This window comes from Falsiruegeria sp. JB4-1 (assembly GCF_055693495.1).
On sequence record NZ_JBVFTZ010000001.1, the window covers coordinates 3589760 to 3612652 of the forward strand.

Here is a 22893-nt window from a genome sequence, read left to right on the forward strand (position 1 = left end):
TTACGTTGACAAATTTCCGAATCCAGCAATATCATTAGCATACAAACAACAATGGCACGCTTCCAACCGGGAACCCGCACCTTGGACTACTTTTCGCCCACAACCCTGGACGATGCATTTGACCGCCTCAGCGCGCGCAATGTCGACATCGTAGCAGGGGGGACCGACTTCTACCCCGCACGTCCGCAAGGACCGCTCAAATCTGACCTTCTTGACGTGACCCGCATCGCAGGCTTGTCAGGCATCACGCGCATTCAAGACGGTTGGCGCATCGGCGCTGCGACGCGTTGGAGCGAGATTTTTCGCACCGACCTGCCCGCCGCTTTTGCGGGCCTTCAGGCCGCTGCTCGCGAAGTGGGCAGTTTGCAGATCCAGAACGCTGGAACAGTCGCAGGCAATCTCTGCAACGCCTCTCCGGCGGCGGATGGGGTCCCGCCGCTGCTGACGTTGGACGCACAGGTCGAAATCGGGTCAGCACGCGGCACTCGCACCGTCGCCCTGTCTGATTTCATCACAGGTGTGCGCAAGACGGACCTACACAGTGATGAGCTCGTCACGGCTTTGCTGCTTCCCGAGCCCCCGCACACGCCCAAGGCGCGTTTGAAAAGCTGGGCTCGCGCCGGTATCTGGTGATTTCGATCACCATGACCGCTGCGGTCATTGGTCTGGACGCCGAAGATCGCATTGACCATGCGCGCATTGCTGTGGGGGCCTGCTCACCCGTGGCACAACGCCTGATCGCGCTGGAAAGCGACCTTCTGGGTAAGTCCTTGGATCAGATCGAGGTAACAGAGGCACATCTTGCTCCGCTCTCTCCCATCGACGATGTGCGTGGCAGTGGAGAATACCGTCTGGATGCCGTTGCTGAACAATGCCTGCGGGCCATCAAACAGGCCGGAGGCAAAAATGGATAAGCGCGTGAGCGAAACCGTGACCGATTTCATCTTGAACGGCGATCACGTCAGTGCCACGCCCGTTGCTGGTGAACGCCTGTCCGAAACCCTGCGCGAACGCCTTGGTGCGCGTGACGTCAAGATCGGGTGTAACGCTGGCGATTGCGGAGCGTGTACTGTTCTGGTGGACGGCGATCCTGTTTGCGCCTGCCTGATGCCTGCGCAACAGGCCGCTGGTCGTACCGTGGAAACCCTAGGCGGTCTGGCCCGTGAAGACGAGATCACGCAGCGTTTGACCGAGAGCTTTCAAAACTTTGGCGCGGCACAATGCGGGATCTGTACGCCCGGCATGATGACCGCTGCAGTTGCCCTATTGCGCGACACTGACACCCCAAACGAAGAGCAGGTGCAGGACGCGCTTGGTGGTGTCCTGTGCCGTTGCACCGGATACCGCAAGATCATCGACGCGGTGGTTGCCGCCGGTCAGGCCAAAATCCCCTCCCAGGCCGATGGGCACGCTGGCGAAGGCATTCGCCGTCTCGATGGTCTGGGCAAGGTTCAAGGAACTGAGGCCTTTGGCGACGATGTGGCCCCTGCTGGCACGCTCGAACTGGTGGTGATCCGTTCCCCCTTCCCACGGGCGGGTTTCTCTTTCGGTGATCTGGATGCATTTGCTGAAGTCACAGGCGTGGAAGCTGTTTTGACTGCCGCTGACGTTCCGGGCCGCAACGTGTTTGGCGTTATCCCGGCCTTCATGGATCAACCCGTTTTTGCCGAAGAAGAGGCGCGCTTCCGGGGCGAAGCCGTGGCTGCCGTCGTTGCCACCCCTGAATTTGCCTGTGACTTTGACCCAAATACGTTCCCAGTCGAATGGGACGAGCGCCCTGCCGCTCAGGACGTACATGCGGCAATGGCGCCAGAGGCGGCGCAACTCCACAAAGGCCGTGACGGCAATGTCATGTGCGGGGGCTTTGTCCAGTGCGGCGACGCCAAGGCGGCAATTGCCGAGGCCGACCTCACCGTCGAAGGCAGCTTCCGCAGCGGATTTGTCGAGCACGGCTACATCGAGCCGGAAGCAGGCTTTGCCGAGGTGGTGAATGGCCGAGTCGAAATCCACGCCTGTACCCAGGCTCCGGTCATGGATCTCGATTCGATGGAGATCATACTGGGCATGCCTCGCGATCAGATCCGCATCATTCCGACCGGTGTTGGCGGCGGGTTCGGGTCCAAACTCGATATCTCGGTGCAGCCCTACCTGGCGCTTGGCGCGCTCAAGACGGGCAAGCCCGTGCGCATCTGTTATTCGCGCACCGAGTCGATGCAGTCGACCACCAAGCGGCACCCGTCCGAGATCACGCTCAAGATCGGCGCCACGAAGGATGGCAAGATCAAAGGCTTCGACTTCTTCGGCTACTTTAACACCGGCGCTTATGCCAGCTGGGGACCGACCGTTGCGAACCGGGTTCCGGTCCACGCTTCCGGCCCCTATCAGATCACCGATTACCGGGCCGAATCCAAAGGCATCCACACCAACTGCCCGCCTGCGGGCGCGTTCCGTGGCTTTGGCGTTCCCCAATCTGCCATTGCGCAGGAAAGCCTGTTTGACGAGTTGGCCGACAAGCTGGGGATCGACCGGCTGGATTTCCGCGTCCAAAACTCGTTGGAAAACAACATGCCCACGGTCTGCGGGCAGGTATTTGAACAGGGTGTTGGGATCAAACCGTGTTTTGAAGCTCTGCGTCCCGCGTGGAACGTTGAACGCGCGGCGGTGGCGGAGTTCAACGCCAGCAACGACACACTGAAACGCGGTGTGGGTGTGGCCGGTGGCTGGTATGGGTGTGGCAACACCTCTCTGCCGAACCCATCGACCATCAAATCCGGCGTTCGTGCGGATGGCACAGTGGTACTGCACCAAGGAGCGATGGACATCGGCCAAGGCGCAAACACCGTCATCAGCCAGATTTTTGCCACTGCACTCGGCATTCCCGTCGCGCAGCTCGAAATCATCGGGGCCGATACAGATGTCACGCCGGATGCAGGCAAAACCTCGGCCTCGCGCCAGACCTATGTGTCGGGCAGTGCATCGCGCCTATCGGGCGAGGCGATGCGGTCGCAAATTCTGGCCCGTGTGAACGCGAGCGAAGAGGCGGCGCTGACCGTCGGCAATGGTCAAATCAAGGTCACGGATCAGGGCAGTGAGCATGTCATCAATCTGAGCACGCTGACACCTGACGACGAGGGCTATGTCCTGCGGGCCGAAGAAACCTATGACCCGCCAACCAAACCTCTGGACGAAAATGGTCAGGGCATCCCTTATGCGCAGTTCGGTTATGCCGCGCATCTGGTTGTGGTCGAGGTCGATACCAAGCTGGGCACCGTCAAACCGCTGAAGTTTGTGGCGGCCCACGACGTCGGCAAGGCCATTAATCCGATGCTGGTCGAAGGTCAGGTTCAAGGCGGCATCGCCCAAGGTTTGGGCATGGCCTTGATGGAGGAATACCTGCCGGGCCGGACCGAGAACCTGCACGATTATCTGATCCCGACCATTGGCGACATGCCTCCGGTTGAGACGCACATCATCGAAGAACCGGACGCGCATGGACCTTACGGAGCTAAAGGGCTGGGTGAGCATGTGCTGATCCCCACCGCTCCGGCCATTCTGAACGCAATCAAAGACGCCACTGGCGTGCGATTGAGCCAGGTGCCAGCCACCCCGTCGCGCGTCCGTGCCGCAATCAAGGACAACGCCAATGGCAACTGACCGCGCCAAACCCGAAAAAATCCGCTGCGACGCGTGCCCGGTGATGTGTTTCATTGCCGACGGCAAGGCGGGCGCCTGTGACCGCTATGCCAACCACGGCGGCGATCTGGTGCGTCTGGATGCGCTGACCATCATCGAAAACACCGATGAGGCCAAGCTGGTCCCGTTCATGAAAGACGGCAAAGGCCCGGAAGATTGGGACGGCAATATCGTTAACGGCAACCGCCCGTTTGTAACGGCGGTTGGGGCCGGCACGACATACCCCGACTACAAACCCGCGCCTTTCATCGTCAGCCAAGAGGTCTCCGGCGTCGACATGGTCACCGTCGTGACCGAAGGCATCTTCTCGTACTGCGGGGTCAAGGTGAAGATCGACACCGACCGTCACATCGGCCACGAGCGCGATGTGGTCTATGTCGACGGCGAACCGATTGGTCACGTGATGACGTCGGAGTATGGCTCGAAAATGCTGTCGCTTGGCGGTGTTGAGCACCTGACCGGCGGGTCCAAGAAAGAAGGCCGCATCACCTGTGACGCGCTGCTGAAACTCTGCAACCGCGAAGCCGTGGAAATGGTGATCGGCGAAGAGGGTCACCAGACAACCGTGGTTGTTGAGGCAGGCAAAGCCCCGATTATCAACGGCGTCGAAGAGAAACTGATGCGCGTGGGCTGTGGCTCGGCCACCATCGGCATGTTTGCTAAGCAATGGGTCGATCACGTGGACGACGTGGTCGTCGTGGATGACCACATCACCGGCGTTCTGAGCGAACACCAGGCGGGCAAACTCTTGGATGTCGAGGCCACTGGCATCAAGATCAACGGCCGCCGCTCGACCCCCGGTCGCTATTTCCGGGTCGCTGAACCCGGTACTGGTTGGGGTGGAACGGACATCGAAGACCCGCTCAAGATCCTAGGCGACTTCAATGCCAAATTCGCCAAAGAGGGCATGAAGCTGCTGATGGTGTCGACCACTGGCGAGCAATATGCTTATTTCGAGCTTGATGCGGACTTGAAGCCGCAACCCGTCGACATCCCCGCGCCTCTCAAAGCCTCTGCGGAATTGATCGCCGAAAACTGCGAACCGTCGGTCTGCTCGGTCCTGTTCATGGGTGGCGCGGGTGGCAGCTTGCGGGCTGGCGTCACCGAAAACCCCGTGCGCCTGACCAAGTCGGTCAAAGACTCGCTGACCTTTGTGTCCTGCGGCGGGGCCGAGGCCTATGTCTGGCCCGGCGGTGGTATCACGGTGATGGTGGACGTGCTCGACATGCCCACGGGCTCGTTTGGCTACGTCCCAACGCCTGCTCTGGTTGCGCCCATCGAATTCACCATGCGGGTTAGCGATTATGACACCCTTGGCGGGCACATGGAGGAGATCAAACCGGTTGCCGACGTAGTCTCGGATGAGGCCCGCAAGGTTTCGCAGTTCGAAAACCAGCCTGATCCCAACGCGGCCACCAACTATCGGTGGGCAAAGGGGATCAGCGCCAAGTGAACCCTGCCGCCGCCATACTGCCCTGTGGCACCCGGTTGCATTTGCAGCATGGGCCGATTGATTTGATCATCGGGGCAGATGGTGCACGGCAAAACGCGTTTCAGGCCGCCGAAGCACGGTTTCAGACTGTCTTGCAGGAATTGGTTGGTGAACTGACAGAGCTGCGCCAACCCATGACCTTGGACCGCGCGCCTTTTGAAGGGCGCATTGCCCGTCGTATGGCGCGAGCTGTTCGCCCGCATTGCCTGACGTTCGTTACACCGATGGCTGCGGTCGCTGGGTCGGTCGCTGATGAAGTGCTGAACGCCATGCGCCAGGCCACCCCCTGCGCCGGGCCTATGTGAACAACGGCGGTGACATCGCATTGCATCTGGCACCGGGTGAGACGTTCACCTCTGCCATGGCCTCGGTTGAGGGTCATGATCTTGGTCGTATCGAGATCTCCTCGCGCGACCGGATCGGTGGCATTGCCACGTCTGGTCGCGGGGGGCGCAGCCTTTCGATGGGGGTTGCCGACAGCGTGACCGTTCTTGCCCGCAACGCGGCACTGGCCGATGTGGCCGCAACCCTGATCGCAAACGCCGTCGACCTGCCCGATCACCCCGCGGTCACCCGCTGCCCCGCCAGCGACCTGCATGACGACAGCGATCTGGGTGATCGGCTCGTCACAACCCACTGCGCACCTCTTTCGCGCCCCGATATTCACCATGCGCTGCAAAACGGTCTGATCGTCGCTAAAAAAATGCGCGATGCCGGATTGATCCGCGCTGCATCCCTTCACCTGCAAGGCGAATCCCGTCATGCAGGATCTTCCGGTTTGACCGGACAACAAACCAAACGGACACTGCTAAATGCCTGACGTCATTCTAAGAAAAACAATCGCGTCTTACGAAGAGATCTTTCACGAGGGCGGCCCCGTGCCCGAAACGCCGCAGCGCCGCGCCGCTGTGCTGGCGATCATCAAGAACCCCTTTGCTGGCCGGTATGAGGCCGACATTCAGGGCTTTATGGAAGATTTGAAACCTTTGGGCCTGCAAATGGCGCAGAAACTGCTCGACATCCTGGGCGGCCCTGAAAACATCGAAGGGTACGGCAAAGGCTCTCTGGTCGGTGAAGGTGGCGAGCTGGAGCACGGCGCGCTGTGGCACGCACCGGGCGGCTATGCCATGCGGCAGCTTTTGGGTAATGCAAACGCCATCGTGCCCTCATCCAAGAAGGTTGGCGGCGTTGGCGCGCGGCTGGACGTGCCGATCACTCATATCAACGCATCCTATGTGCGTTCGCATTTCGACAGCATGGAAGTGGGCTGCAACGATGCGCCGCGCGCGGACGAGCTGGCCTTTGCGCTGGTGATGAGCACGGGTCCACGCATTCATTCACGTTCGGGCGGTCTGGAAGCCTGGGACATCAAGGGAGAGGATGGTCTGAGATGAGCATGAACATTCGCAAAATCGCCGTAAACGTCGAAGAAACCCATATCGAAGCTGGCCGCTACATCGCCCCCGCCACCCGCAAAGCGGTGGCTGTGGCCGTGATCGCTAATCCCTATGCTGGCACCTATGAAGAGGATCTGACGCCTCTGATGGATATGGGCGCCGAACTGGGCACAATTCTGGGCAAGAAATGCGTCGAAGCTTTGGGCATCACACCCGAGCAGGCCGAAAGCTATGGCAAATCGGCCATGGTCGGCGAAAACGGCGAGCTGGAACATGCCGCCGCCCTGCTGCACCCGAAACTGGGTGCGCCGCTGCGCAAAGAGGTCGAAAAAGGGGCTGCTCTGGTGCCGTCGTCCAAAAAGATGGGCAGCCCGGGTCAGGTTTTGGATGTACCTCTTGGCCACAAGGACGCCGCTTATGTGCGCAGCCACTTTGATGGCATCGAGGTCCGTCTGAACGACGCGCCGCGTGCCAACGAAATCATGGTGGCTGTGGCCGTCACCGACAGCGGCCGCCCCCTGCCCCGCGTCGGCGGCCTGACCCATGGCGATGCCGAAGGCAAAGACGGCCTGCGTTAACACAACAATTGCGACAAAGGTGACCTAAGGTCACCTTTGTTCTGACAACAAACCAGAAGCCGGGCATAACTGGCCACGTGATAAGGAAAAACTGAACCAACCGGAGGAACAGAAATGACCATGATCAGACGTACCGTTCTGGGTGCGCTTGCGGCCCTACCCCTGATGGGATTTGGCCCGCAGGTCGCACTGGCCGCGGACACGATCGTTATTGGCGAAGTGAACAGCTATACCCGTCTGCCCGCCTTTACCGAGCCCTACAAAAAGGGGTGGCAACTGGCGATTGATGAGATCAACGCAGCTGGCGGGATCGATGGTAAACAGCTTGAGGTGATCAGCCGCGATGACACCGGCGATCCAGCCACTGCCATCCGCATTGCCGAAGAGCTTGTGACCAAAGAGGGCGCCGTTCTGATCTTTGGCACATTCCTGTCAAACATCGGTCTGGCTGTCGCGGATTTCGCCAAGCAAAAAGAGGTTTTGTTCCTTGCATCGGAACCCCTTTCAGACGCCATCGTCTGGTCCAAGGGCAACAAGTACACCTATCGTCTTCGCCCCTCGACACACATGCAGGCCGCGATGCTGGCCGAACAGGCCGCCAAGCTGGACGCGGTGAAATGGGCCACCGTTGCCCCGAACTATGCTTATGGTCAGGACGCGGTGAAGGCGTTCAAATCCGAACTCACCAAATTGCGCCCCGACGTAGAGTTCGTCGAAGAGCAGTGGCCGCCGGTGTTCAAGATCGACGCAGGCTCAACCGTGCGCGCGCTCGAAGCATCCAAGCCGGATGCGATCTTTAACGTGACCTTTGGTGGGGATTTGGCCAAGTTCGTCCGCGAAGGTTCGCTGCGGTTCCTGTTCGAGGATCGCGCTGTCGCCTCGCTGCTGACGGGTGAGCCCGAGTATCTGCAGCCCCTGGGCAATGAAACACCAGACGGATGGATCGTCACTGGTTACCCGCCTGCGGACATCGACACCGACAGCCACAACACCTTTGCCAAGGCATACACCGACAAGTTCGGCGAAGCTCCTAAGACCGGCTCGATCGTGGGCTACAACTCGGTCTTGGCGATTGCAGCGGCTCTGACCAAAGCAGGTTCAACCGACACCGAGGCCCTGCTGGCGGCGATGGAAGGCCTGGAAGTGGCTGACAGCCCCACCGGCCCGTTCAAGTTCCGCGCAGCGGACCACCAGTCTACCATGGGCGCCTATGTGGGCAAGACCGCCCTCGTAGATGGCGAACCCAAGATGGTTGATTGGACCTATGCCGACGGTGCCGCCTATCTTCCATCCGAAGAAGAGGCCGCCAAGCTGCGTCCTGCTGATTAAGACCGCCACTCACGCAGTCTGAGGCGGGGCGCGCAAATACGTGCGCCCTGCCCACCCCCGAATTTCACTCGAATAGGGATGGTAGGCCGACATGGGCTTCTATTTTGCACAACTGTTGACCGGGCTGGCCAATGCCTCGTCGTTGTTTCTGATTGCATCTGGTTTGTCGATTATCTTTGGCGTCACGCGCATCGTGAACTTTGCCCATGGCTCGTTCTACATGGTGGGCGCCTATCTGGCCTACACCATCGTCACCGCACTGAATGGCGGAATCTTTGGGTTCTGGTTCTCTGTCATCGCAGCCGCAGCCATTGTGGGCGTGATCGGCCTATTGATCGAGATGACCATCCTCCGTCGCATTTACAGCGCGCCCGAGCTGTTCCAGCTGGTTGCCACCTTTGGAGTGGTGCTGATCTTTCAGGACGCTACACTGGCGATCTGGGGGGCTGAGGACCTGCTGGGTCCGCGCGCACCCGGTCTAGACCGTGCTGTCCGCATCATGGGAGAGCCGATCCCCGAATACGATCTAGCCTTGATCGCCATCGGTCCCGCCGTTTTGGCAGGCATCTGGCTGCTGTTTCACAAGACCCGCTGGGGTGTGCTGGTCCGCGCTGCGACCGAAGACCGGGAAATGGTCGGGGCACTTGGCGTCAATCAGGCTTGGCTCTTTTCGGCTGCCTTCGTACTAGGTGCCTTTCTGGCAGGTCTGGGTGGTGCGCTGCAAATCCCGCGCGAGGCGGTGAGCCTGCAAATGGACCTGTCAATCATCGGCGAGGCCTTTGTGGTGGTCGTCATCGGCGGCATGGGGAGTGTGAGCGGGGCCTTTGTGGCGGCTGTTCTGATCTCGGTCCTCAACGCCTTTGCTATCCTGATCTTCCCGCAAATCTCGATCGTGCTGCCATTTGTTGTTATGGCCGTGGTGCTGATCCTGCGCCCATATGGCCTGTTCGGCAAACCGGGCAGCGAGCATGTGGGCACTGAAGAACCCGAGCAGCCACTGAAACTGATGAGCAATAAGGCTACCATGGTTTTGCTGGCCGCTGTGATGGTGCTAGGTTTCAGCCCGGCAGTGACGGCTGACTTTACCTCGATCCTTCTGGTTGACGTTATGGTTGCCACGCTCTTTGCCGTGTCGCTGCATTTCATGATGGGAATCGGCGGCATGGTCAGCTTTGGCCATGCGGCATACTTCGGCGTCGGAGCCTATGCGGCGGCGATGGCCACCAAGTATTTTGACTTTGGCATGTTGCTTAGCCATGGCGTTTGGTCCCCTGGCCGCAGCTGCGGCTGCACTGTTCTTTGGCTGGTTCTGCGTGCGTCTATCCGGCGTCTATCTCGCCATGCTGACCATGGCAGCGGCGCAAATCCTGTGGGGGGTCACCTTCCAATGGCAGGACTTTACCGGCGGCGATGATGGCATTCTGGGTGTCTGGCCTGCCCAGTGGGCAAGCTCGGACAAGGTCTATTTCTACATCGCCTTTGTACTGTGCCTCGGCGGGATCTGGTTCCTACGGCGCGTGGCCCATTCGCCCTTCGGCTATACTCTACGCGGCATCCGCGACAGTCAGACCCGGGCCGAGGCCATTGGCGTGGACACCAAGTTCCATCAATGGATGGGCTTTGTGGTGGCCGGTTCCCTTGCCGGTCTGGCAGGTGTTGTCTTTGCCTTTTCCAAGGGCTCGGTCTTTCCCGACACACTTGGCATTGCGCAAAGCATCGACGGGCTGATCATGGTTCTGCTCGGCGGCATCCATGCTCTTGCTGGACCGATCTTTGGCGCCGTGGCCTTTGTCATGATCGAAGACTGGGTCACCCGCCTTGATTACTGGCGCTTCATATTTGGCGGCATCATCCTTGTCGTGGTCCTGCTGGCACCTGATGGCATCGCAGGCGGGGTCAACCGCCTGATACGGGCCATCCTGCCCAACCAGAAAGGAGGTGCGGCATGAACCCGGTTCTGTCCGTCCGCAACCTGTCCAAGAACTTTGGGGGCATCAAGGCAGTGCAAGACGTCAACTTTGACGTGGCCAAGGGCGAGTTTCTGGCCCTGATCGGCCCCAACGGCGCAGGCAAGACCACCTGTTTCAACATGCTCAACGGCTATCTGCCGCCCAACGGCGGGTCGGTGAAGCTGAACGGCAAGGAGTTGCTGGGGACCCCACCACGCAAAATCTGGCGCATGGGTGTGGGGCGCACGTTTCAGATCACCGAGACTTTCCTGTCGATGACCGTGTTGGAAAACATCCAAATGGCGCTGATCTCGCACCATCGCCGGGTGTTTGACATGTTCTCGCGCGCGACGCGTCTTTACGTTGACGAGGCGATGGCGCTGCTTGATCTGGTGTCGATGACCGAGTATGCGGCGCGAGCCTGCTCCGAGTTGGCCTATGGTGACCTGAAACGGTTGGAACTGGCAATTGCATTGGCGCATGAACCCGCCCTGTTGCTGATGGACGAACCCACAGCAGGCATGGCCCCGTCCGAGCGGATAGCGCTGATGGCGCTCACCGCCGACATCGTGCAGCGTGAGGGGGTCAGCGTGGTCTTTACCGAACACGACATGGATGTGGTCTTTGCCCACTCGCACCGCATTCTGGTTCTGAACCGGGGGGAATTGATCGCCGAAGGCACCGGAGATGAAATCCGCGCCAACCCAACCGTGCAAGAGGTCTATCTGGGCGGTGGCACCCTATTTGAAGGCAAGAAGGAGGCCGCCAATGCTTGAGGTTGCAGACCTGGACGCCCGCTATGGCCGGGCGCAGATCCTGAATGGGGTGTCGCTATCCTTGGGTCAGAACGAGGTGGTCGCAGTGTTGGGTCGCAACGGTGCGGGCAAGTCCACGACGATGAAATCCATCATGGGTATGGTCCGGCAGAAAACCGGTCAGATCACCTATGAAGGGCAGAGCATTCTAGGCAAACCCAGCCATGCCATCTGTCGCGCAGGGGTTGGTTACGTGCCCGAGGAACGGCGTATCTTTGGAGAGCTGACGGTCGAGGAAAACCTGGAAGTGGGCCGCCGCGACAAGCGCGAAGATGCCCCCGAATGGACGCTGGAGCACCTGTTTGAATTGTTCCCGAATCTCAAAGAACGGCGCAAGAATCTGGGCAAGCAGCTTTCGGGTGGCGAGCAACAGATGCTGACCATCGCGCGGACCCTTATGGGCAACCCCAAGATGGTGCTGCTGGACGAGCCGTCCGAGGGGATCGCGCCAGTGATTGTCGAGCAGATGGCCAATGTGATTGCCGAGTTGAAACGCGAGGGGTTGTCGGTGTTGATCAGCGAACAGAACCTGCATTTCGCGCGTCTTGTGTCCGACCGGGCCTATATCATCGAAAAGGGTTCGGTCTGTTACGACGGGACTTTTGCCCACCTCGACGAGAACCCTGAAATCTCGAACAAATACTTGGCGGTTTGATGTCTGTCCGGGCGGTCTGCCGCCCGGATTTACCGTTGTGGGCATGCACGTTTTTGTTATACTGCTAATGTTTTTTGCAATTGGCGGATGAGTGGATGACCGAAGCGGCAGACCAAGCAGATACAGACTATCGACTGGATGATCAGGTCGGGTATCTCCTCCGATTGGCGAGCCAACGCCATGCCACAATCTTTCAATCGAAAACCATCAACGGGCTGACCCCCACACAGTTCTCAGCCTTGATCCGAATTTCCGAAGAAGGCACCTGTTCCCAGAACCACCTGGGCCGTCTGGCCGCGATGGACGTGGCAACAATCAAAGGTGTGGTTGACCGGTTGCGTCAAAAGGGTCTGACAGTTACCGCTCCAGACCCCAACGACAAGCGCCGCACGATGATTTCTCTCTCGCCCCAGGGCGAAGAGATGGTTGCACAGATGAAAGAGGTCGGGCGCGAAATTACGGCGGAGTCACTGAAACCCCTTACCGCTGCCGAACAACGCAATCTGGTCAAGATTCTGCGCAAACTCTCATGATCTGACTGGCCGCTTGGGGGATGCCTTGTCCAACTGCAACTCGGACCGCGAAAAGCGGATCGGGGTACGCAGCCCCTGCACCCCCTCGGGCGCGATCTGCATTTCGCGGTGCTGTACTTGCGGGTCATTTAGTGCCTCGGCAACCGAGTTGATTGGCCCCCCGGCACACCGCCTTTTTCCAAGGCAGCCAAGAGGTCCCATTTGCCCCATTTCATGCAGGCGGAGGTCAGCAACTGTGTTAGTTCACTCCTGTTCGCCACGCGGTCGGGATTTGTGGCAAATCGCACGTCTTCAATCAATCCCGGCGCATCCAGAATGGTGCACAGCGTGGCATATTGCCGGTCATTGCCACAGGCGATGATGATGTGCCCGTCCGCGACCGGAAACACCTGATAGGGTACGATGTTTGGGTGTGCATTGCCCAGACGAGTGGGACAGTTGCCCGACGCCAGAAAGTTCATCGCCTGATTGGCCAGAACACCGGTCATGCAATCCAAAAGGCTCAAGTCTACGTGCTGACCCAAGCCTGACGTTTCGCGCTCGGTCAGAGCCGCCTGAATCCCGATAACACCGTAAAGACCCGTAAAAATGTCGGCAAAAGCCACACCAATCTTTTGCGGCTCGCCTGCGGGGTCGCCAGTCAGGTCCATGATGCCGCTCATACCTTGGATCAGGAAATCATAACCCGCACGATGGGCATATGGCCCGTCTTGGCCAAAGCCCGTAACCGAGGCATAGACCAAACGCGGGTTGACCGCCTTGACGCTTTCATAATCCAGACCGAATTTCTTCAGCCCTCCGACCTTGAAGTTCTCAACAAGCACATCTGCATCGCGGATCAGATTCAGCAATTTCGCCCGGTCCTGCGCATCCCCGAAATCCAATGCAATACTGTCCTTACCCCGATTGGCGCTATGGAAATATGCTGCCGTCTTGTCCCCGTCCCGCTCAATAAACGGGGGGCCCCATTTGCGGGTATCGTCGCCCTCCGGGCTTTCAACTTTGAGCACTTCAGCCCCCAGATCGGCCAACGTTTGCCCGATCCACGGTCCCGCCAAAATGCGGGCCAGTTCCACAACTTTCAAACCTTGCAGCGGTGCGCTCATCTTGGGTGCCTTTCAAAAAAATCCCTCGGAGGCAAAGCCTTCCGAGGGGCAGTTCGGGGAGTGTTGTGTCTTAACCAACGACCTGCGACAGGCGTTGCACTGTTCGTAAATCGGTTTTGAGCTTGGAGCCCAATTGGAGGCTGAAAGCATTCGCGTGAATGCCACAGGGACTGCTCATTCGTTCTGTTTCTGGTGTGTCTTTGCCCCACAGAAACAGGCCGGTTTTCTTGGCGGCAGGCTTTGCAGGCATCGATCACTCCAATCAACTCTGACTCAGTATTATCTTCGTTTGTATACTAACGTAAAATGAACTTCCGTCAAGTGATCCGCTGTCGATTTGATTGAACGTACACAAACGTATTGACAGGCCCGCAATGAGTCGATTATTCATTAGCATACAAACGAAAGGACGAGTGCCGATGACCTATGTGGTTACTGACAACTGCATCAACTGCAAATTCACTGATTGCGTAGAAGTCTGCCCCGTGGACTGCTTTTATGAAGGTGAAAACACCTTGGTCATCCACCCTGAAGAGTGCATTGACTGTGGCGTTTGCGAACCCGAATGCCCTGCCGACGCCATCCGCCCGGATACCGATGACGACGCAGAGTCTTGGGTCGAAATGAACCGCAAGTATGCCGAACAGTGGCCGGTCATTACCGAAAAGAAAGACCCGATGCCCCATGCCGATGATTGGAACGGCAAAGAGGGCAAACTTGATCTGTTGTCCGAAACCCCTGCAGCCGCCTGACCGGTACGGAGTAACTCATGTCGCTTGACGAGACCCCCAAAACTCAATTCCCGATACCGGCTAAGCGTTTTTGCTCAGACCGTGACTTCGGTCGAACACTATACAGACCGTTTGTTCAAATTCCGTATAACACGCCCATCAACCTTCCGTTTTCGGTCGGGTGAATTCGTGATGATCGGATTGCCGAATGCCGAAAAGCCTGTGTTCCGCGCCTATTCTATCGCATCGCCAAGTTGGGACGAAGAGATTGAATTCTACTCGATCAAAGTCCCTGACGGGCCGCTGACCGAGCACCTACAGAAAATAGAAGTGGGCGATACCGTTCTGATGCGCAAAAAGCCCACTGGCACATTGGTCAATGATGCTCTGTTGCCGGGCAAACGTCTGTGGATGTTCTCGACCGGTACAGGCATTGCCCCCTTTGCCTCACTCATCCGAGACCCGGAAACCTATGAAAAGTTTGACGAAGTCATCCTCACGCATACCTGTCGAGACGTAGATGAATTGGAATACGGCAAGCAGCTGGTCAAAGAACTGAAGGAGGACCCTCTGGTAGGCGAAATGGCACAGAACTTGCGCCATTACTGCACCGTGACCCGCGAAGATTATCCGTTCAAAGGCCGTATCACCGACCTGATGGCGAGCGGAAAAGTCTTTGAAGATCTGGGCGTTCCGCCAATCTCACCCGAGGTGGATCGTGGCATGATCTGCGGATCGATGGCCATGCTTAATGACACCAAGGCCACGCTCGAAGGGTTTGGCCTCGAAGAAGGCGCTAACAACAAGCCCGCGACATTTGTGGTCGAGCGCGCCTTTGTAGATTGACTATTCGGGGGTTTCGGCCCCCGATCCGAACACCGGGGCCTACCCTCTCGCTCTCACATCAGGCTCCGGTGTTCCGAAATTGAATCGTGATCGGCTTCTCCCTTTGCTCCGATCGCGTTCAGGGGAAAGCACTCTCTCCTCCTCGCTTTCCCCACTTTTCCCCTCAATCCAATCAGCGCAATTGCCCGGACGCGGGCAGGGATTAACCTTCTGCTGTTTGGCGTTTCTTACCGGAGCACAACGCGTGCACCAAGCGTGCACCAAGCGTGCACCGCCTGACACAAGACTTTACGAGCGATGAAAGGTTAGCAGAGCGGGCGATGTTGCAATGATCTGATCATGAATGCGATCGCGAGACAGCCCGGCCCGAGGCCCACCCCATGCCGCAGGTGTTGACGGAAAGGGCACGACAGGACGCGGGGGTCGAAATCTTGGAGGAAGATCGGCCAGCGCTGGCAGTTTCGTCGTGTTTCGCAATGGGCCGTTTCCGGCGGTGCCACTTACTGATCTGCGGGAACCCAATCAGGTAGAGGTGTTCCACCGGTATAATGGTTCTCGGCAGGGTTTTCACGAAAGAGAACATAAAGGTCGATCGGGTCTGAATTCAGCTCTTGCTGCAGGATTGCGGCGATAGCGTCAGACAGGGCTTTTTTGCGATCGGCATCCCGGCCGGGGCGCAGGTCGACGGTCACAAGCGGCAGACCATCGCCAAGGATGCCGAATGCCTCGCGCACCGCGACATAGTCGTATTTGATTTCCTTTGGAGCGAGCGTGTCCAGCACAGCTTGTTTTACGCCTTCGCGGATGCGGATCTTGGTGTCGTGGTCCGTGCCTTCAGGGACTTCAACGCGAATAACGGGCATGGCGTTCTCCTTTTGGGGGGATTGAATTCCGAGCGTATCGTGTGACAGCGGTTTCGGCCATCTGATCCTTTTCGGGGCGGGTGCACGAGGCAAGCCATCGTGCACCCCGAAGAGTTCAAACCTCGAGCGGGGTATTGCCGCGCTGCCATTTCAGCGGGTGGAACACTTCGTCAACGGGGGTCTCGGCCACATGGTTGATGTAGTTCGACATCGTCTTCTGGGCCAGGCCGAGGATAACGTCGAGAACCGCGCGATGGCCATAACCTGCGTCAAAAAACGCCTGCATCTGGGCTTTGGACACGTTACCGCGTTCCCGCACCATCTGAACGGTAAAGGTGCGCAAGGCCTCGAGTTTTGCCGTGGGCAGCGGTGTTTCATTGCGCAGGGCTTGGGTGATCTCGTCCGAAACCTTCATCATCTTTGCGATTCCGGTATGCGCAGGAACGCAGTAATGGCAGGCGTGCTCGACGTTGATCGATTGCCAGACGACGGTCAGTTCATCCGCGTCGAAATCCGTTTCGGTGAACAGTTTGTGCAGCAGCTGGTAGCCCTCGTAGGCCTGTGGGCTTTCCGCAAGAACCTTGTGCAATCCGGGAAGGCGGCCAAAGGCTTTTTGCGAGTTTTCCAGCAGGGGCTTGGAGGCTTCGGGGGCAGTTTCGAGGTCGTGGGACGGGAAGTTCATGTTTCAGATTCCATACATTGAACAGGATATTTGTCATTTAGTCTTTCTTGAGTGATCACTCAAGTATATTATTGAGCAATCGTTCAAGAACGGAACCTCTGATGCCTCGCAAACCGAATTTCGATCGCAATGACTTGATTGAGCGCGCCCGAGATTTGTTCTGGAAGCGCGGATGGTCCGGCACTTCGCTGAAAGACCTTGAAGCCGAGCTGCAGATGAAACCTGGCAGCTTTTATGCGGCTTTCGGATCAAAGGATGCCCTGTTCGGGCTAGCCATGCAAAAATATGTCAATGACGGGTTAGAACACCTTCGGGAATTGGCGGACAAATGTGGTCCGATCAATGCCCTCAAGCAATGGCCTGCGAAGGCCATCGAAAGCGACAATGCCCCGGCCAAAGCCTGTATGCTCTCCAAGACGTTGCTGGAACTGAACGCGCACAATCATCCTTTGGCCGAGCAAGCCAGCCTTCATCTTCTGAAAATGGAAGAGCAGTTTGCCGACTTGTTTCAGCAGGCTCAGTCAGCTGGGGAAATTGACAAAACACATGACCCGCTGGTCCTTGCCCGTAAATACCAGTCGGACCTTTTGGGGTTGCGGGTGTCGGCAGAGCGTGACGGAATCAACGCCCAAGCCATTGCCCAGGAGATCGCAGACGGCATTTCCAGGCTTTAGCGGCATCACCGTCGCGAATGTCAGGTTCCGGAGACGCTTCCGGGTTGGTTGACGCGGGCGCGAAGGTCAGAAACAGGCCGTGAAGCGCTGGTCTGGTGTCGATGACCGAACGGCAGCCTTGTCCGCCTAGAGGACGTTCACTGAGGCTCTGTCAATGTCTGCATTTGGAATAAGAATAACCCCTCGAAAAATCTTCGAGGGGTTCAACTCGCAAAGGCTCACCAAATCTGCGAGGGGCCGGTGATTTGCAACGTTCACGGTATCGGTTAAGGCCCAAGTTGGTTCAGCCCGGGCCGTATCAGGCCTTTGTCCGGTTACTGATTGTCGCGTTTGCCGGTCTTGGCCAGGAACGCCTCCATCCCTGCGCGCGCCTCGGGCGAGGATTGGGCGATGGCAGCGGCCAAGCTTTCGGTGAACAAACCATCGCTGGCAGACATGTCGTTGATGCGGGTGATAGCCTGCATCATCATGTAGTTCGACAGGGGCGCATTCTCGGTCACGCGACGGGCCAGTTCCATCGCCTTGTCAAAGGCGGTGCCGTTGGGCTCGACGTAGTGTGCCAGGCCCAGATCCATCCCCGGCTGCGCCAGATAGCGGCGACCGGTCAGCATCATCTCCATCATGCGGCTGGCACCGATGATGCGGCCCACACGGACCGTGGCCCCGCCGCCGACAAAGATGGCGCGACGACCCTCGGGGAGTTCATAGAACGTGTCCTCTTGGCTGACGCGTATGTGGGCGGTCATGGCCAGTTCCATCCCGCCGCCCAAGACGCCGCCGTTCATCGCGGCCACGACCGGCACGCGGCCGTATTCGATCTTGTCGAAAATCCGGTGCCAGAGGCGGCATTCGTGCATCGCGCCTGCGGCATCGCGCATCGAGTGTTCCAGCAGGTCGAGACCGGCACAGAAATGCTGGCCTGAGGAACGGATCACCACTGCGCCGATCTCATCGGGCAAGGTGTCGAAATAATTCTCGATCTCATGCAGCAGCCCGTGGTTGATGGCGTTGAACTTGGCCGGGCGGTCGAGCGTCAGGATACCGATATTGCCGTCGGTCTCGCTGGTGATATGGGTATATTCCATTGCGGGCGTCCTTATTTCGGCTCAAGACGGATGGCACCGTCCAGGCGCACGCATTCCCCGTTGAGCATGGTGTTCTCGATCATATGGGCCGCAAGCTGCGCGAATTCGCCCGGTTTGCCAAGGCGCGAGGGGAACGGAACCTTGGCACCGAGGCTGTCCTGAATGTCCTGCGGCAGCAGATCCATCATCGGGGTCGAGAAGATGCCCGGTGCGATCGCCAACACCCTCACACCCATGCGCGCGAACTCACGTGCTGCTGGCAAGGTCAGGCTGGCAACGCCGCCCTTGGACGCAGCATAGGCCGCTTGTCCGATTTGGCCTTCGAAGGCAGCGGCGGACGACGTGTTGATGATCACGCCCCGTTCGTTGTCGTCGAGCGGGTCGTTCTGACCCATCTTTTCTGCCACCAGACGCATGACATTGAATGTGCCGATCAGGTTGATCTGTACCGTGCGGGCAAACCCGTCAAGCGAAGCCGCCCCGTTGCGACCGACGATGCGTTCGCCATGGGTGACACCCGCACAGTTAACCGCCACACGCGGCAGGCCGTTGGCGGTGATGGCGGTTTCCAATGCGGCGGCGACCCCTTCGGGGCTGGTGACATCGCAAGACGCGGCTACGGCGCCCAGTTCTTTGGCCGACGCCTCAAGCTTGTCGCCCGGCAAGTCAAAGAGGGCCACCTTTGCCCCCTTTTCGGTTAACGCTTTGGCTGTGGCAAAGCCCAGCCCCGAAGCCCCGCCTGTTACGATCGCGGATGCGTTTTCGATTTTCATTTCGAACTCCTCATATCCCGGCCCAAGGTACGCAACGGCACATCTGCCATCGGCTTGCGCTGTCCCTTTGGGCGAATTATCTCGATTTACGAACCTAAGTGAACGCTCAATAATACATTTGCATACTAACAATCTCTTGGGTAGTCTAATTCTGACAAAACCGGCGTCACGGGCGTGATTCCGGCAGAAGACGCCAGGGAGTGAGACGAAATGACCACAGATGGTCGCGAGACGATGACATCGGCCTACCCAGCCACCAAGTTTGCCCCAGCCGAGGTGGTGCGCACCGAGTTGGGGGATGGCGCGTTTACCTTGAGAAGCCCGCAGCCTTTTGAGATTGCAGTGCAGAACCTGTCAGAGAAGCTGGATCATTGGGCGGTTGAGGCACCGGACCGAGAGTTCCTGATGGAGCGCGACACCGGCGATGTCTGGAGCGGCGTGAGCTACGGCGAGGCGCATGCGCAGGTGCGGGCCTTGGCGGCGTTTCTTCTGAAACAGGGGTTAGGGCCGGAAAAGCCACTATTGATCCTGTCGGCCAACTCGGTGCGTCACGGGGTTTTGGCACTGGCGGCGATGCATGTGGGCATTCCGGTTGTGCCGGTCTCTGTCCCCTACTCGCTGCATGACAAGACGCTGGCCAAGCTACGCCACATCGTATCGGTGACTGCGCCGGGCATGGCTTATGCAGCGGATCAGCAGATTTTTTCAAATGCGTTTGACTATCTGGGTGGTGAGGGCATTGCCCTGCTGTCGGACAATGGTGACCTGAGCTATGGCGCAGCGCTGGCCACGCCGGTGAGTGATGCGGTGGTTGAGGCGGCGGCCAAAGTGGGCCCCAAGACGGTTGCCAAGATCCTCTTTACCTCTGGTTCGACCGGCATGCCCAAGGGCGTGATCGTCAATCAGGAAATGATGATGGCCAGCCAGCAGGCGCTGGTGCAGATCTGGCCGTTTCTTGAGACCGAGCCGCCGGTGATCGTGGATTGGCTGCCGTGGAACCACACCTTTGGTGGCAACTTCAACTTCAACCAGATCCTGTGGAACGGCGGCACGTTTTATATCGACGACGGCAAGCCGGTGCCCGGTGAGATTGAAAAGACCATGCGCAATATCCGCGATGTGTCGCCGACGCTCTATTTTAATGTGCCCAAGGGCTTTGACATGATGCTGCCGGTGATGCGCGAGGATGCGGCCCTGCGTAAGGCGTTTTTTGAACGGCTGCAGTTGATTTTCTTCTCGGGCGCGGGTCTGCCGGATCACCTGTGGGAAGGGCTGGAAGAGCTGGGTGTGGCCGAGCGGGGCGAAAAGATTCCCTTTGTCAGCGCCTGGGGCGCGACCGAGGCGATGTTGATCACCTGTGTTCATTTCCCGGTGCCAAGTGCGGACGTGATCGGCCTGCCGACACCAGGGTATGAGCTGAAATTCCTGCCCAACGGCAGCAAGCTGGAAATGCGTGTGCGCGGGCCGCATGTGACGCCCGGATACCTGAACAACGCCGAAAAGACGGCCGAGGCCTTTGACGAGGACGGGTTTTACCTGACCGGGGACGCGGGGCGTCTGGTGGATGAGGGTGACCTGAGCAAGGGCATCTACTTCGACGGGCGCACGTCCGAGAACTTCAAGCTGATGACCGGGACATGGGTGGCCGTGGGCAACCTGCGGATTGCACTGCTGGATGCGCTGAAACCCATCGTGTCGGACGCCGTGATCACCGGCCACAACCGCAACGACATCGGAGCGCTGTTGTTCTTGAACGCGGATGAATGCAAGTCGTTGGCCGGTCGCGTCGACGATCTGGCGGGCTATGCCAGTGACCCGGCGGTGCGCGCGTTCATCGAGGAACGGTTGAGCGCCTATAACGCGGGCCAGACCGGAAGCGCGACGCGCGTGAGACGGGTTTTGGTCCAGACGGACGCGCCGTCGGTCGAGAAAAATGAAATCACCGACAAGGGCTATATCAACCAGCGTCTGGCGCTGGAACTGCGCGACGCGGCGGTGAGCGAACTTTATGAAGGGTCCGAGCGCATCATCGCCTCGGTCAAGGTGCACGCATGATCGATTACACCGCATCCGAGGCCGAGATCGCCTTTGTTCTGAAACACATCGGTCGGCCCGAGCGGCTGGACGATTGGAGCGACGATCTGGCCGAGGATCTGATTCCGGCCCTGGCGAAATTCATCAACGCCGAGATCGCGCCACTGGACCTGATCGGGGATGAGGTTGGCGCCAAGCTGGAAAATGGCCGGGTGCGGATGCCCCCGGAGATGGTCACCGCCTACAAACGTTATGCCGAGGCTGGATGGCCCGGCCTGTGCTCGCCGGAAGAGTTCGGTGGCATGAACCTGCCCCACGTCTTTGGCGCGGTGCTGGCGGATATGCTGGCAGGCGCCTGTATTTCCTACGAAATGGTGCTGAGCCTGGCGCAGGGTTGCATTCGCACGATCAAAGCATCCGGGTCAGACGACCAAAAGGCGCGGTTGCTGCCGCAGCTGGTGTCCGGTGAATGGATGGCGTCGATGTGCCTGACCGAGCCGGATGCAGGCTCGGACCTGGGCCGGATCAAGACGATGGCAACGCCGGATGGCGACGGTTACGCGATCAGCGGGGCCAAGATTTTTATCTCCGGCGGTGATCACGACTACACCGACAACGTGATGCATCTGGTGCTGGCCCGAACGCCGGATGCCGCCCCGGGTGTGCGGGGGCTGAGCCTGTTTGCCTGCCCTGCCGTGCTGCCCGATGGCACGCGCAACACGGTCCAGACCGTGCGGCTCGAGGATAAGATGGGCATGCATGGCTCGCCCACTTGCCAGATGGCCTTTGACGGTGCCCGCGGTGAGTTGCTGGGCGAAGAAGGCAAAGGCCTAACCGCCATGTTCACCATGATGAACGCCGAGCGTCTGGACGTTTCGTTGCAGGCCGTGGGCCAGATGGATGTGGCCTTCCAACGCGCCCGCGCTCATGCTGCCGGTCGCCGTCAAGGGACGACTGCCGAGGGCACTGCGCTGATCACAGAACATGGCGACGTGCAACGGATGCTTTTGGACATCTACGCGCACACCATGGGCTGTCGCGCGATGGTTTACAAAACCTTCGTGGACATGGATCTGGGCGCAGATCAGGGGCTGCTCGACATCTTGACGCCCACCTGCAAAGCCTTTGCCACCGATGCTGTGAATTCCACCAGCAGCCTCGCGGTGCAGATCCACGGCGGATACGGCTTCTGCAAGGAATACCGGGTCGAACAGATCATGCGCGATGCGCGGATCATGGCGATTTACGAGGGCACCAATGGCGTTCTCGCCACGGGTGTGGCCCGCCGGGCGATCCGGGCCAAGGATGGCGCGGCTGCGGCTGCGTTTGCCGATCTGGTGTCAATCGGCGAGACGTCGATGGAGCTGGCCGATGCGATCGAGGACTGGCGTCAGGCCACCACCGCGATGCAGACCCGCGGCGACATCGGGCCATCGGTCAACGACTACATGCGCCTGACTGGCCTCGTGTATTTCGGTCGGGTCTGGGCGGACATGGAAGCCGCTGCAGATCAGGCCCCCGAACCCGCCCTTATGCGGGCCGCTGCCGCCCATGTTCGCAGCCGCCTGTTGCCGGAATCTGCGCTGCTGCGGCGGCGCATTCTGAACCCCGAACCCACACATGACGCGGCGCTTTTTGCCGCTTAACCCAAGGAAGCA

General features: G+C 59.0%; 22 protein-coding genes and 2 pseudogenes. 18 read left to right on the plus strand and 6 right to left on the minus strand.

Going from position 1 to position 22893, the window contains the following annotated elements:
- Nucleotides 1–51 precede the first annotated feature (51 nt).
- The 13 genes and pseudogenes from ACZ1HE_RS18270 to ACZ1HE_RS18330 all read left to right on the plus strand — a co-directional run bounded on the left by ACZ1HE_RS18270 (nt 52) and on the right by ACZ1HE_RS18330 (nt 12441).
- Entirely contained in the window at nt 52–633 is a 582-nt protein-coding gene (locus tag ACZ1HE_RS18270; RefSeq protein WP_472623098.1) for an FAD binding domain-containing protein, read from the plus strand.
- A gap of 11 nt (nt 634–644) precedes the next feature.
- Nucleotides 645–914, plus strand: a complete 270-nt coding sequence (locus ACZ1HE_RS18275; protein WP_472623100.1) for a hypothetical protein — start codon at nt 645–647, stop codon at nt 912–914.
- A complete protein-coding gene (locus ACZ1HE_RS18280; RefSeq protein WP_472623102.1) occupies nt 907–3654 on the plus strand; it encodes a molybdopterin-dependent oxidoreductase in 2748 nt (915 codons plus the stop codon). The genes ACZ1HE_RS18275 and ACZ1HE_RS18280 overlap by 8 nt, the downstream gene beginning before the upstream one ends.
- Nucleotides 3644–5146, plus strand: a complete 1503-nt coding sequence (locus ACZ1HE_RS18285) for a 6-hydroxynicotinate reductase (protein WP_472623104.1) — start codon at nt 3644–3646, stop codon at nt 5144–5146. Before ACZ1HE_RS18280 ends, ACZ1HE_RS18285 begins: the two co-directional genes overlap by 11 nt.
- Nucleotides 5143–5490, plus strand: coding sequence for a hypothetical protein (locus ACZ1HE_RS18290; protein ID WP_472623106.1), 348 nt, complete (start codon nt 5143–5145; stop codon nt 5488–5490). The genes ACZ1HE_RS18285 and ACZ1HE_RS18290 overlap by 4 nt, the downstream gene beginning before the upstream one ends.
- Nucleotides 5487–6005 carry a hypothetical protein gene (locus ACZ1HE_RS18295; RefSeq protein ID WP_472623108.1) on the plus strand — a complete coding sequence of 173 codons (519 nt, stop codon included), beginning with the start codon at nt 5487–5489 and terminating at the stop codon, nt 6003–6005. The genes ACZ1HE_RS18290 and ACZ1HE_RS18295 overlap by 4 nt, the downstream gene beginning before the upstream one ends.
- The gene (locus ACZ1HE_RS18300; RefSeq protein WP_472623110.1) at nt 5998–6579 is read left to right on the plus strand and encodes an amino acid synthesis family protein; all 582 of its coding nucleotides are present in this window, start codon (nt 5998–6000) and stop codon (nt 6577–6579) included. The genes ACZ1HE_RS18295 and ACZ1HE_RS18300 overlap by 8 nt, the downstream gene beginning before the upstream one ends.
- A complete protein-coding gene (locus ACZ1HE_RS18305) occupies nt 6576–7160 on the plus strand; it encodes an amino acid synthesis family protein (protein ID WP_472623112.1) in 585 nt (194 codons plus the stop codon). The genes ACZ1HE_RS18300 and ACZ1HE_RS18305 overlap by 4 nt, the downstream gene beginning before the upstream one ends.
- Before the next feature lie 114 nt (nt 7161–7274).
- Nucleotides 7275–8489 carry an ABC transporter substrate-binding protein gene (locus tag ACZ1HE_RS18310; protein WP_472623114.1) on the plus strand — a complete coding sequence of 405 codons (1215 nt, stop codon included), beginning with the start codon at nt 7275–7277 and terminating at the stop codon, nt 8487–8489.
- A gap of 91 nt (nt 8490–8580) precedes the next feature.
- Nucleotides 8581–10438 (plus strand): annotated as a pseudogene (locus ACZ1HE_RS18315) (ABC transporter permease).
- Nucleotides 10435–11214, plus strand: coding sequence for an ABC transporter ATP-binding protein (locus ACZ1HE_RS18320; protein ID WP_472623116.1), 780 nt, complete (start codon nt 10435–10437; stop codon nt 11212–11214). The pseudogene ACZ1HE_RS18315 and the gene ACZ1HE_RS18320 overlap by 4 nt, the downstream one beginning before the upstream one ends.
- A complete protein-coding gene (locus ACZ1HE_RS18325) occupies nt 11207–11908 on the plus strand; it encodes an ABC transporter ATP-binding protein (protein WP_472623118.1) in 702 nt (233 codons plus the stop codon). The genes ACZ1HE_RS18320 and ACZ1HE_RS18325 overlap by 8 nt, the downstream gene beginning before the upstream one ends.
- A 95-nt stretch (nt 11909–12003) precedes the next feature.
- Entirely contained in the window at nt 12004–12441 is a 438-nt protein-coding gene (locus ACZ1HE_RS18330) for a MarR family winged helix-turn-helix transcriptional regulator (protein WP_472623120.1), read from the plus strand.
- Here ACZ1HE_RS18330 and ACZ1HE_RS18335 read toward each other — a convergent pair.
- Nucleotides 12436–13547 (minus strand): annotated as a pseudogene (locus ACZ1HE_RS18335) (CaiB/BaiF CoA transferase family protein). The gene ACZ1HE_RS18330 and the pseudogene ACZ1HE_RS18335 sit on opposite strands and share 6 nt — an antisense overlap.
- 70 nt (nt 13548–13617) lie before the next feature.
- The gene (locus ACZ1HE_RS18340) at nt 13618–13797 is read right to left on the minus strand and encodes a hypothetical protein (RefSeq protein WP_472623122.1); all 180 of its coding nucleotides are present in this window, start codon (nt 13795–13797) and stop codon (nt 13618–13620) included.
- Nucleotides 13798–13966: 169 nt separating this feature from the next.
- Between ACZ1HE_RS18340 and fdxA the strand changes: the two genes are divergently transcribed.
- Both fdxA and ACZ1HE_RS18350 read left to right on the plus strand, forming a co-directional pair.
- Nucleotides 13967–14299 carry a ferredoxin FdxA gene (gene fdxA, locus ACZ1HE_RS18345; RefSeq protein ID WP_472623124.1) on the plus strand — a complete coding sequence of 111 codons (333 nt, stop codon included), beginning with the start codon at nt 13967–13969 and terminating at the stop codon, nt 14297–14299.
- A gap of 24 nt (nt 14300–14323) precedes the next feature.
- Nucleotides 14324–15124 carry a ferredoxin--NADP reductase gene (locus tag ACZ1HE_RS18350; protein ID WP_472623126.1) on the plus strand — a complete coding sequence of 267 codons (801 nt, stop codon included), beginning with the start codon at nt 14324–14326 and terminating at the stop codon, nt 15122–15124.
- A gap of 500 nt (nt 15125–15624) precedes the next feature.
- Here the strand turns inward: ACZ1HE_RS18350 and ACZ1HE_RS18355 are convergent, their stop codons facing one another.
- Complete coding sequence (locus ACZ1HE_RS18355) at nt 15625–15987, minus strand: tautomerase family protein (RefSeq protein WP_472623128.1); 363 nt, start codon at nt 15985–15987, stop codon at nt 15625–15627.
- A gap of 115 nt (nt 15988–16102) precedes the next feature.
- A complete protein-coding gene (locus ACZ1HE_RS18360) occupies nt 16103–16669 on the minus strand; it encodes a carboxymuconolactone decarboxylase family protein (protein WP_472623130.1) in 567 nt (188 codons plus the stop codon).
- Between the two features lie 101 nt (nt 16670–16770).
- Between ACZ1HE_RS18360 and ACZ1HE_RS18365 the strand changes: the two genes are divergently transcribed.
- Nucleotides 16771–17343 carry a TetR/AcrR family transcriptional regulator gene (locus ACZ1HE_RS18365; RefSeq protein WP_108788449.1) on the plus strand — a complete coding sequence of 191 codons (573 nt, stop codon included), beginning with the start codon at nt 16771–16773 and terminating at the stop codon, nt 17341–17343.
- A gap of 314 nt (nt 17344–17657) precedes the next feature.
- On the opposite strand, the gene ACZ1HE_RS18370 is transcribed toward ACZ1HE_RS18365, so the two are convergent.
- Both ACZ1HE_RS18370 and ACZ1HE_RS18375 read right to left on the minus strand, forming a co-directional pair.
- Nucleotides 17658–18428, minus strand: a complete 771-nt coding sequence (locus ACZ1HE_RS18370; RefSeq protein ID WP_472623132.1) for a crotonase/enoyl-CoA hydratase family protein — start codon at nt 18426–18428, stop codon at nt 17658–17660.
- An 11-nt stretch (nt 18429–18439) separates the two neighbouring features.
- Entirely contained in the window at nt 18440–19201 is a 762-nt protein-coding gene (locus ACZ1HE_RS18375) for an SDR family NAD(P)-dependent oxidoreductase (RefSeq protein ID WP_472623134.1), read from the minus strand.
- 210 nt (nt 19202–19411) lie between these two features.
- Here ACZ1HE_RS18375 and ACZ1HE_RS18380 point away from each other — a divergent pair, with 210 nt between their 5' ends.
- Together ACZ1HE_RS18380 and ACZ1HE_RS18385 are read left to right on the plus strand one after the other, a co-directional pair.
- On the plus strand, nt 19412–21256 hold the full coding sequence (locus ACZ1HE_RS18380; RefSeq protein WP_472623136.1) for a feruloyl-CoA synthase: 1845 nt from the start codon (nt 19412–19414) through the stop codon (nt 21254–21256).
- A complete protein-coding gene (locus tag ACZ1HE_RS18385) occupies nt 21253–22881 on the plus strand; it encodes an acyl-CoA dehydrogenase (protein ID WP_472623138.1) in 1629 nt (542 codons plus the stop codon). Before ACZ1HE_RS18380 ends, ACZ1HE_RS18385 begins: the two co-directional genes overlap by 4 nt.
- Nucleotides 22882–22893 lie beyond the last annotated feature (12 nt).

Bases quoted from the DNA above. Each gene is read 5' to 3' on its own strand.
- ACZ1HE_RS18270 (WP_472623098.1), top strand. From the start codon at position 52: ATGGCACGCTTCCAACCGGGAACCCGCACCTTGGACTACTTTTCGCCC.
- ACZ1HE_RS18275 (WP_472623100.1), top strand. From the start codon at position 645: ATGACCGCTGCGGTCATTGGTCTGGACGCCGAAGATCGCATTGACCAT.
- ACZ1HE_RS18280 (WP_472623102.1), top strand. From the start codon at position 907: ATGGATAAGCGCGTGAGCGAAACCGTGACCGATTTCATCTTGAACGGC.
- ACZ1HE_RS18285 (WP_472623104.1), top strand. From the start codon at position 3,644: ATGGCAACTGACCGCGCCAAACCCGAAAAAATCCGCTGCGACGCGTGC.
- ACZ1HE_RS18300 (WP_472623110.1), top strand. From the start codon at position 5,998: ATGCCTGACGTCATTCTAAGAAAAACAATCGCGTCTTACGAAGAGATC.
- ACZ1HE_RS18305 (WP_472623112.1), top strand. From the start codon at position 6,576: ATGAGCATGAACATTCGCAAAATCGCCGTAAACGTCGAAGAAACCCAT.
- ACZ1HE_RS18310 (WP_472623114.1), top strand. From the start codon at position 7,275: ATGACCATGATCAGACGTACCGTTCTGGGTGCGCTTGCGGCCCTACCC.
- ACZ1HE_RS18320 (WP_472623116.1), top strand. From the start codon at position 10,435: ATGAACCCGGTTCTGTCCGTCCGCAACCTGTCCAAGAACTTTGGGGGC.
- ACZ1HE_RS18325 (WP_472623118.1), top strand. From the start codon at position 11,207: ATGCTTGAGGTTGCAGACCTGGACGCCCGCTATGGCCGGGCGCAGATC.
- ACZ1HE_RS18330 (WP_472623120.1), top strand. From the start codon at position 12,004: ATGACCGAAGCGGCAGACCAAGCAGATACAGACTATCGACTGGATGAT.
- ACZ1HE_RS18340 (WP_472623122.1), bottom strand. From the start codon at position 13,797: ATGCCTGCAAAGCCTGCCGCCAAGAAAACCGGCCTGTTTCTGTGGGGC.
- fdxA (WP_472623124.1), top strand. From the start codon at position 13,967: ATGACCTATGTGGTTACTGACAACTGCATCAACTGCAAATTCACTGAT.
- ACZ1HE_RS18355 (WP_472623128.1), bottom strand. From the start codon at position 15,987: ATGCCCGTTATTCGCGTTGAAGTCCCTGAAGGCACGGACCACGACACC.
- ACZ1HE_RS18360 (WP_472623130.1), bottom strand. From the start codon at position 16,669: ATGAACTTCCCGTCCCACGACCTCGAAACTGCCCCCGAAGCCTCCAAG.
- ACZ1HE_RS18365 (WP_108788449.1), top strand. From the start codon at position 16,771: ATGCCTCGCAAACCGAATTTCGATCGCAATGACTTGATTGAGCGCGCC.
- ACZ1HE_RS18370 (WP_472623132.1), bottom strand. From the start codon at position 18,428: ATGGAATATACCCATATCACCAGCGAGACCGACGGCAATATCGGTATC.
- ACZ1HE_RS18375 (WP_472623134.1), bottom strand. From the start codon at position 19,201: ATGAAAATCGAAAACGCATCCGCGATCGTAACAGGCGGGGCTTCGGGG.
- ACZ1HE_RS18380 (WP_472623136.1), top strand. From the start codon at position 19,412: ATGACCACAGATGGTCGCGAGACGATGACATCGGCCTACCCAGCCACC.
- ACZ1HE_RS18385 (WP_472623138.1), top strand. From the start codon at position 21,253: ATGATCGATTACACCGCATCCGAGGCCGAGATCGCCTTTGTTCTGAAA.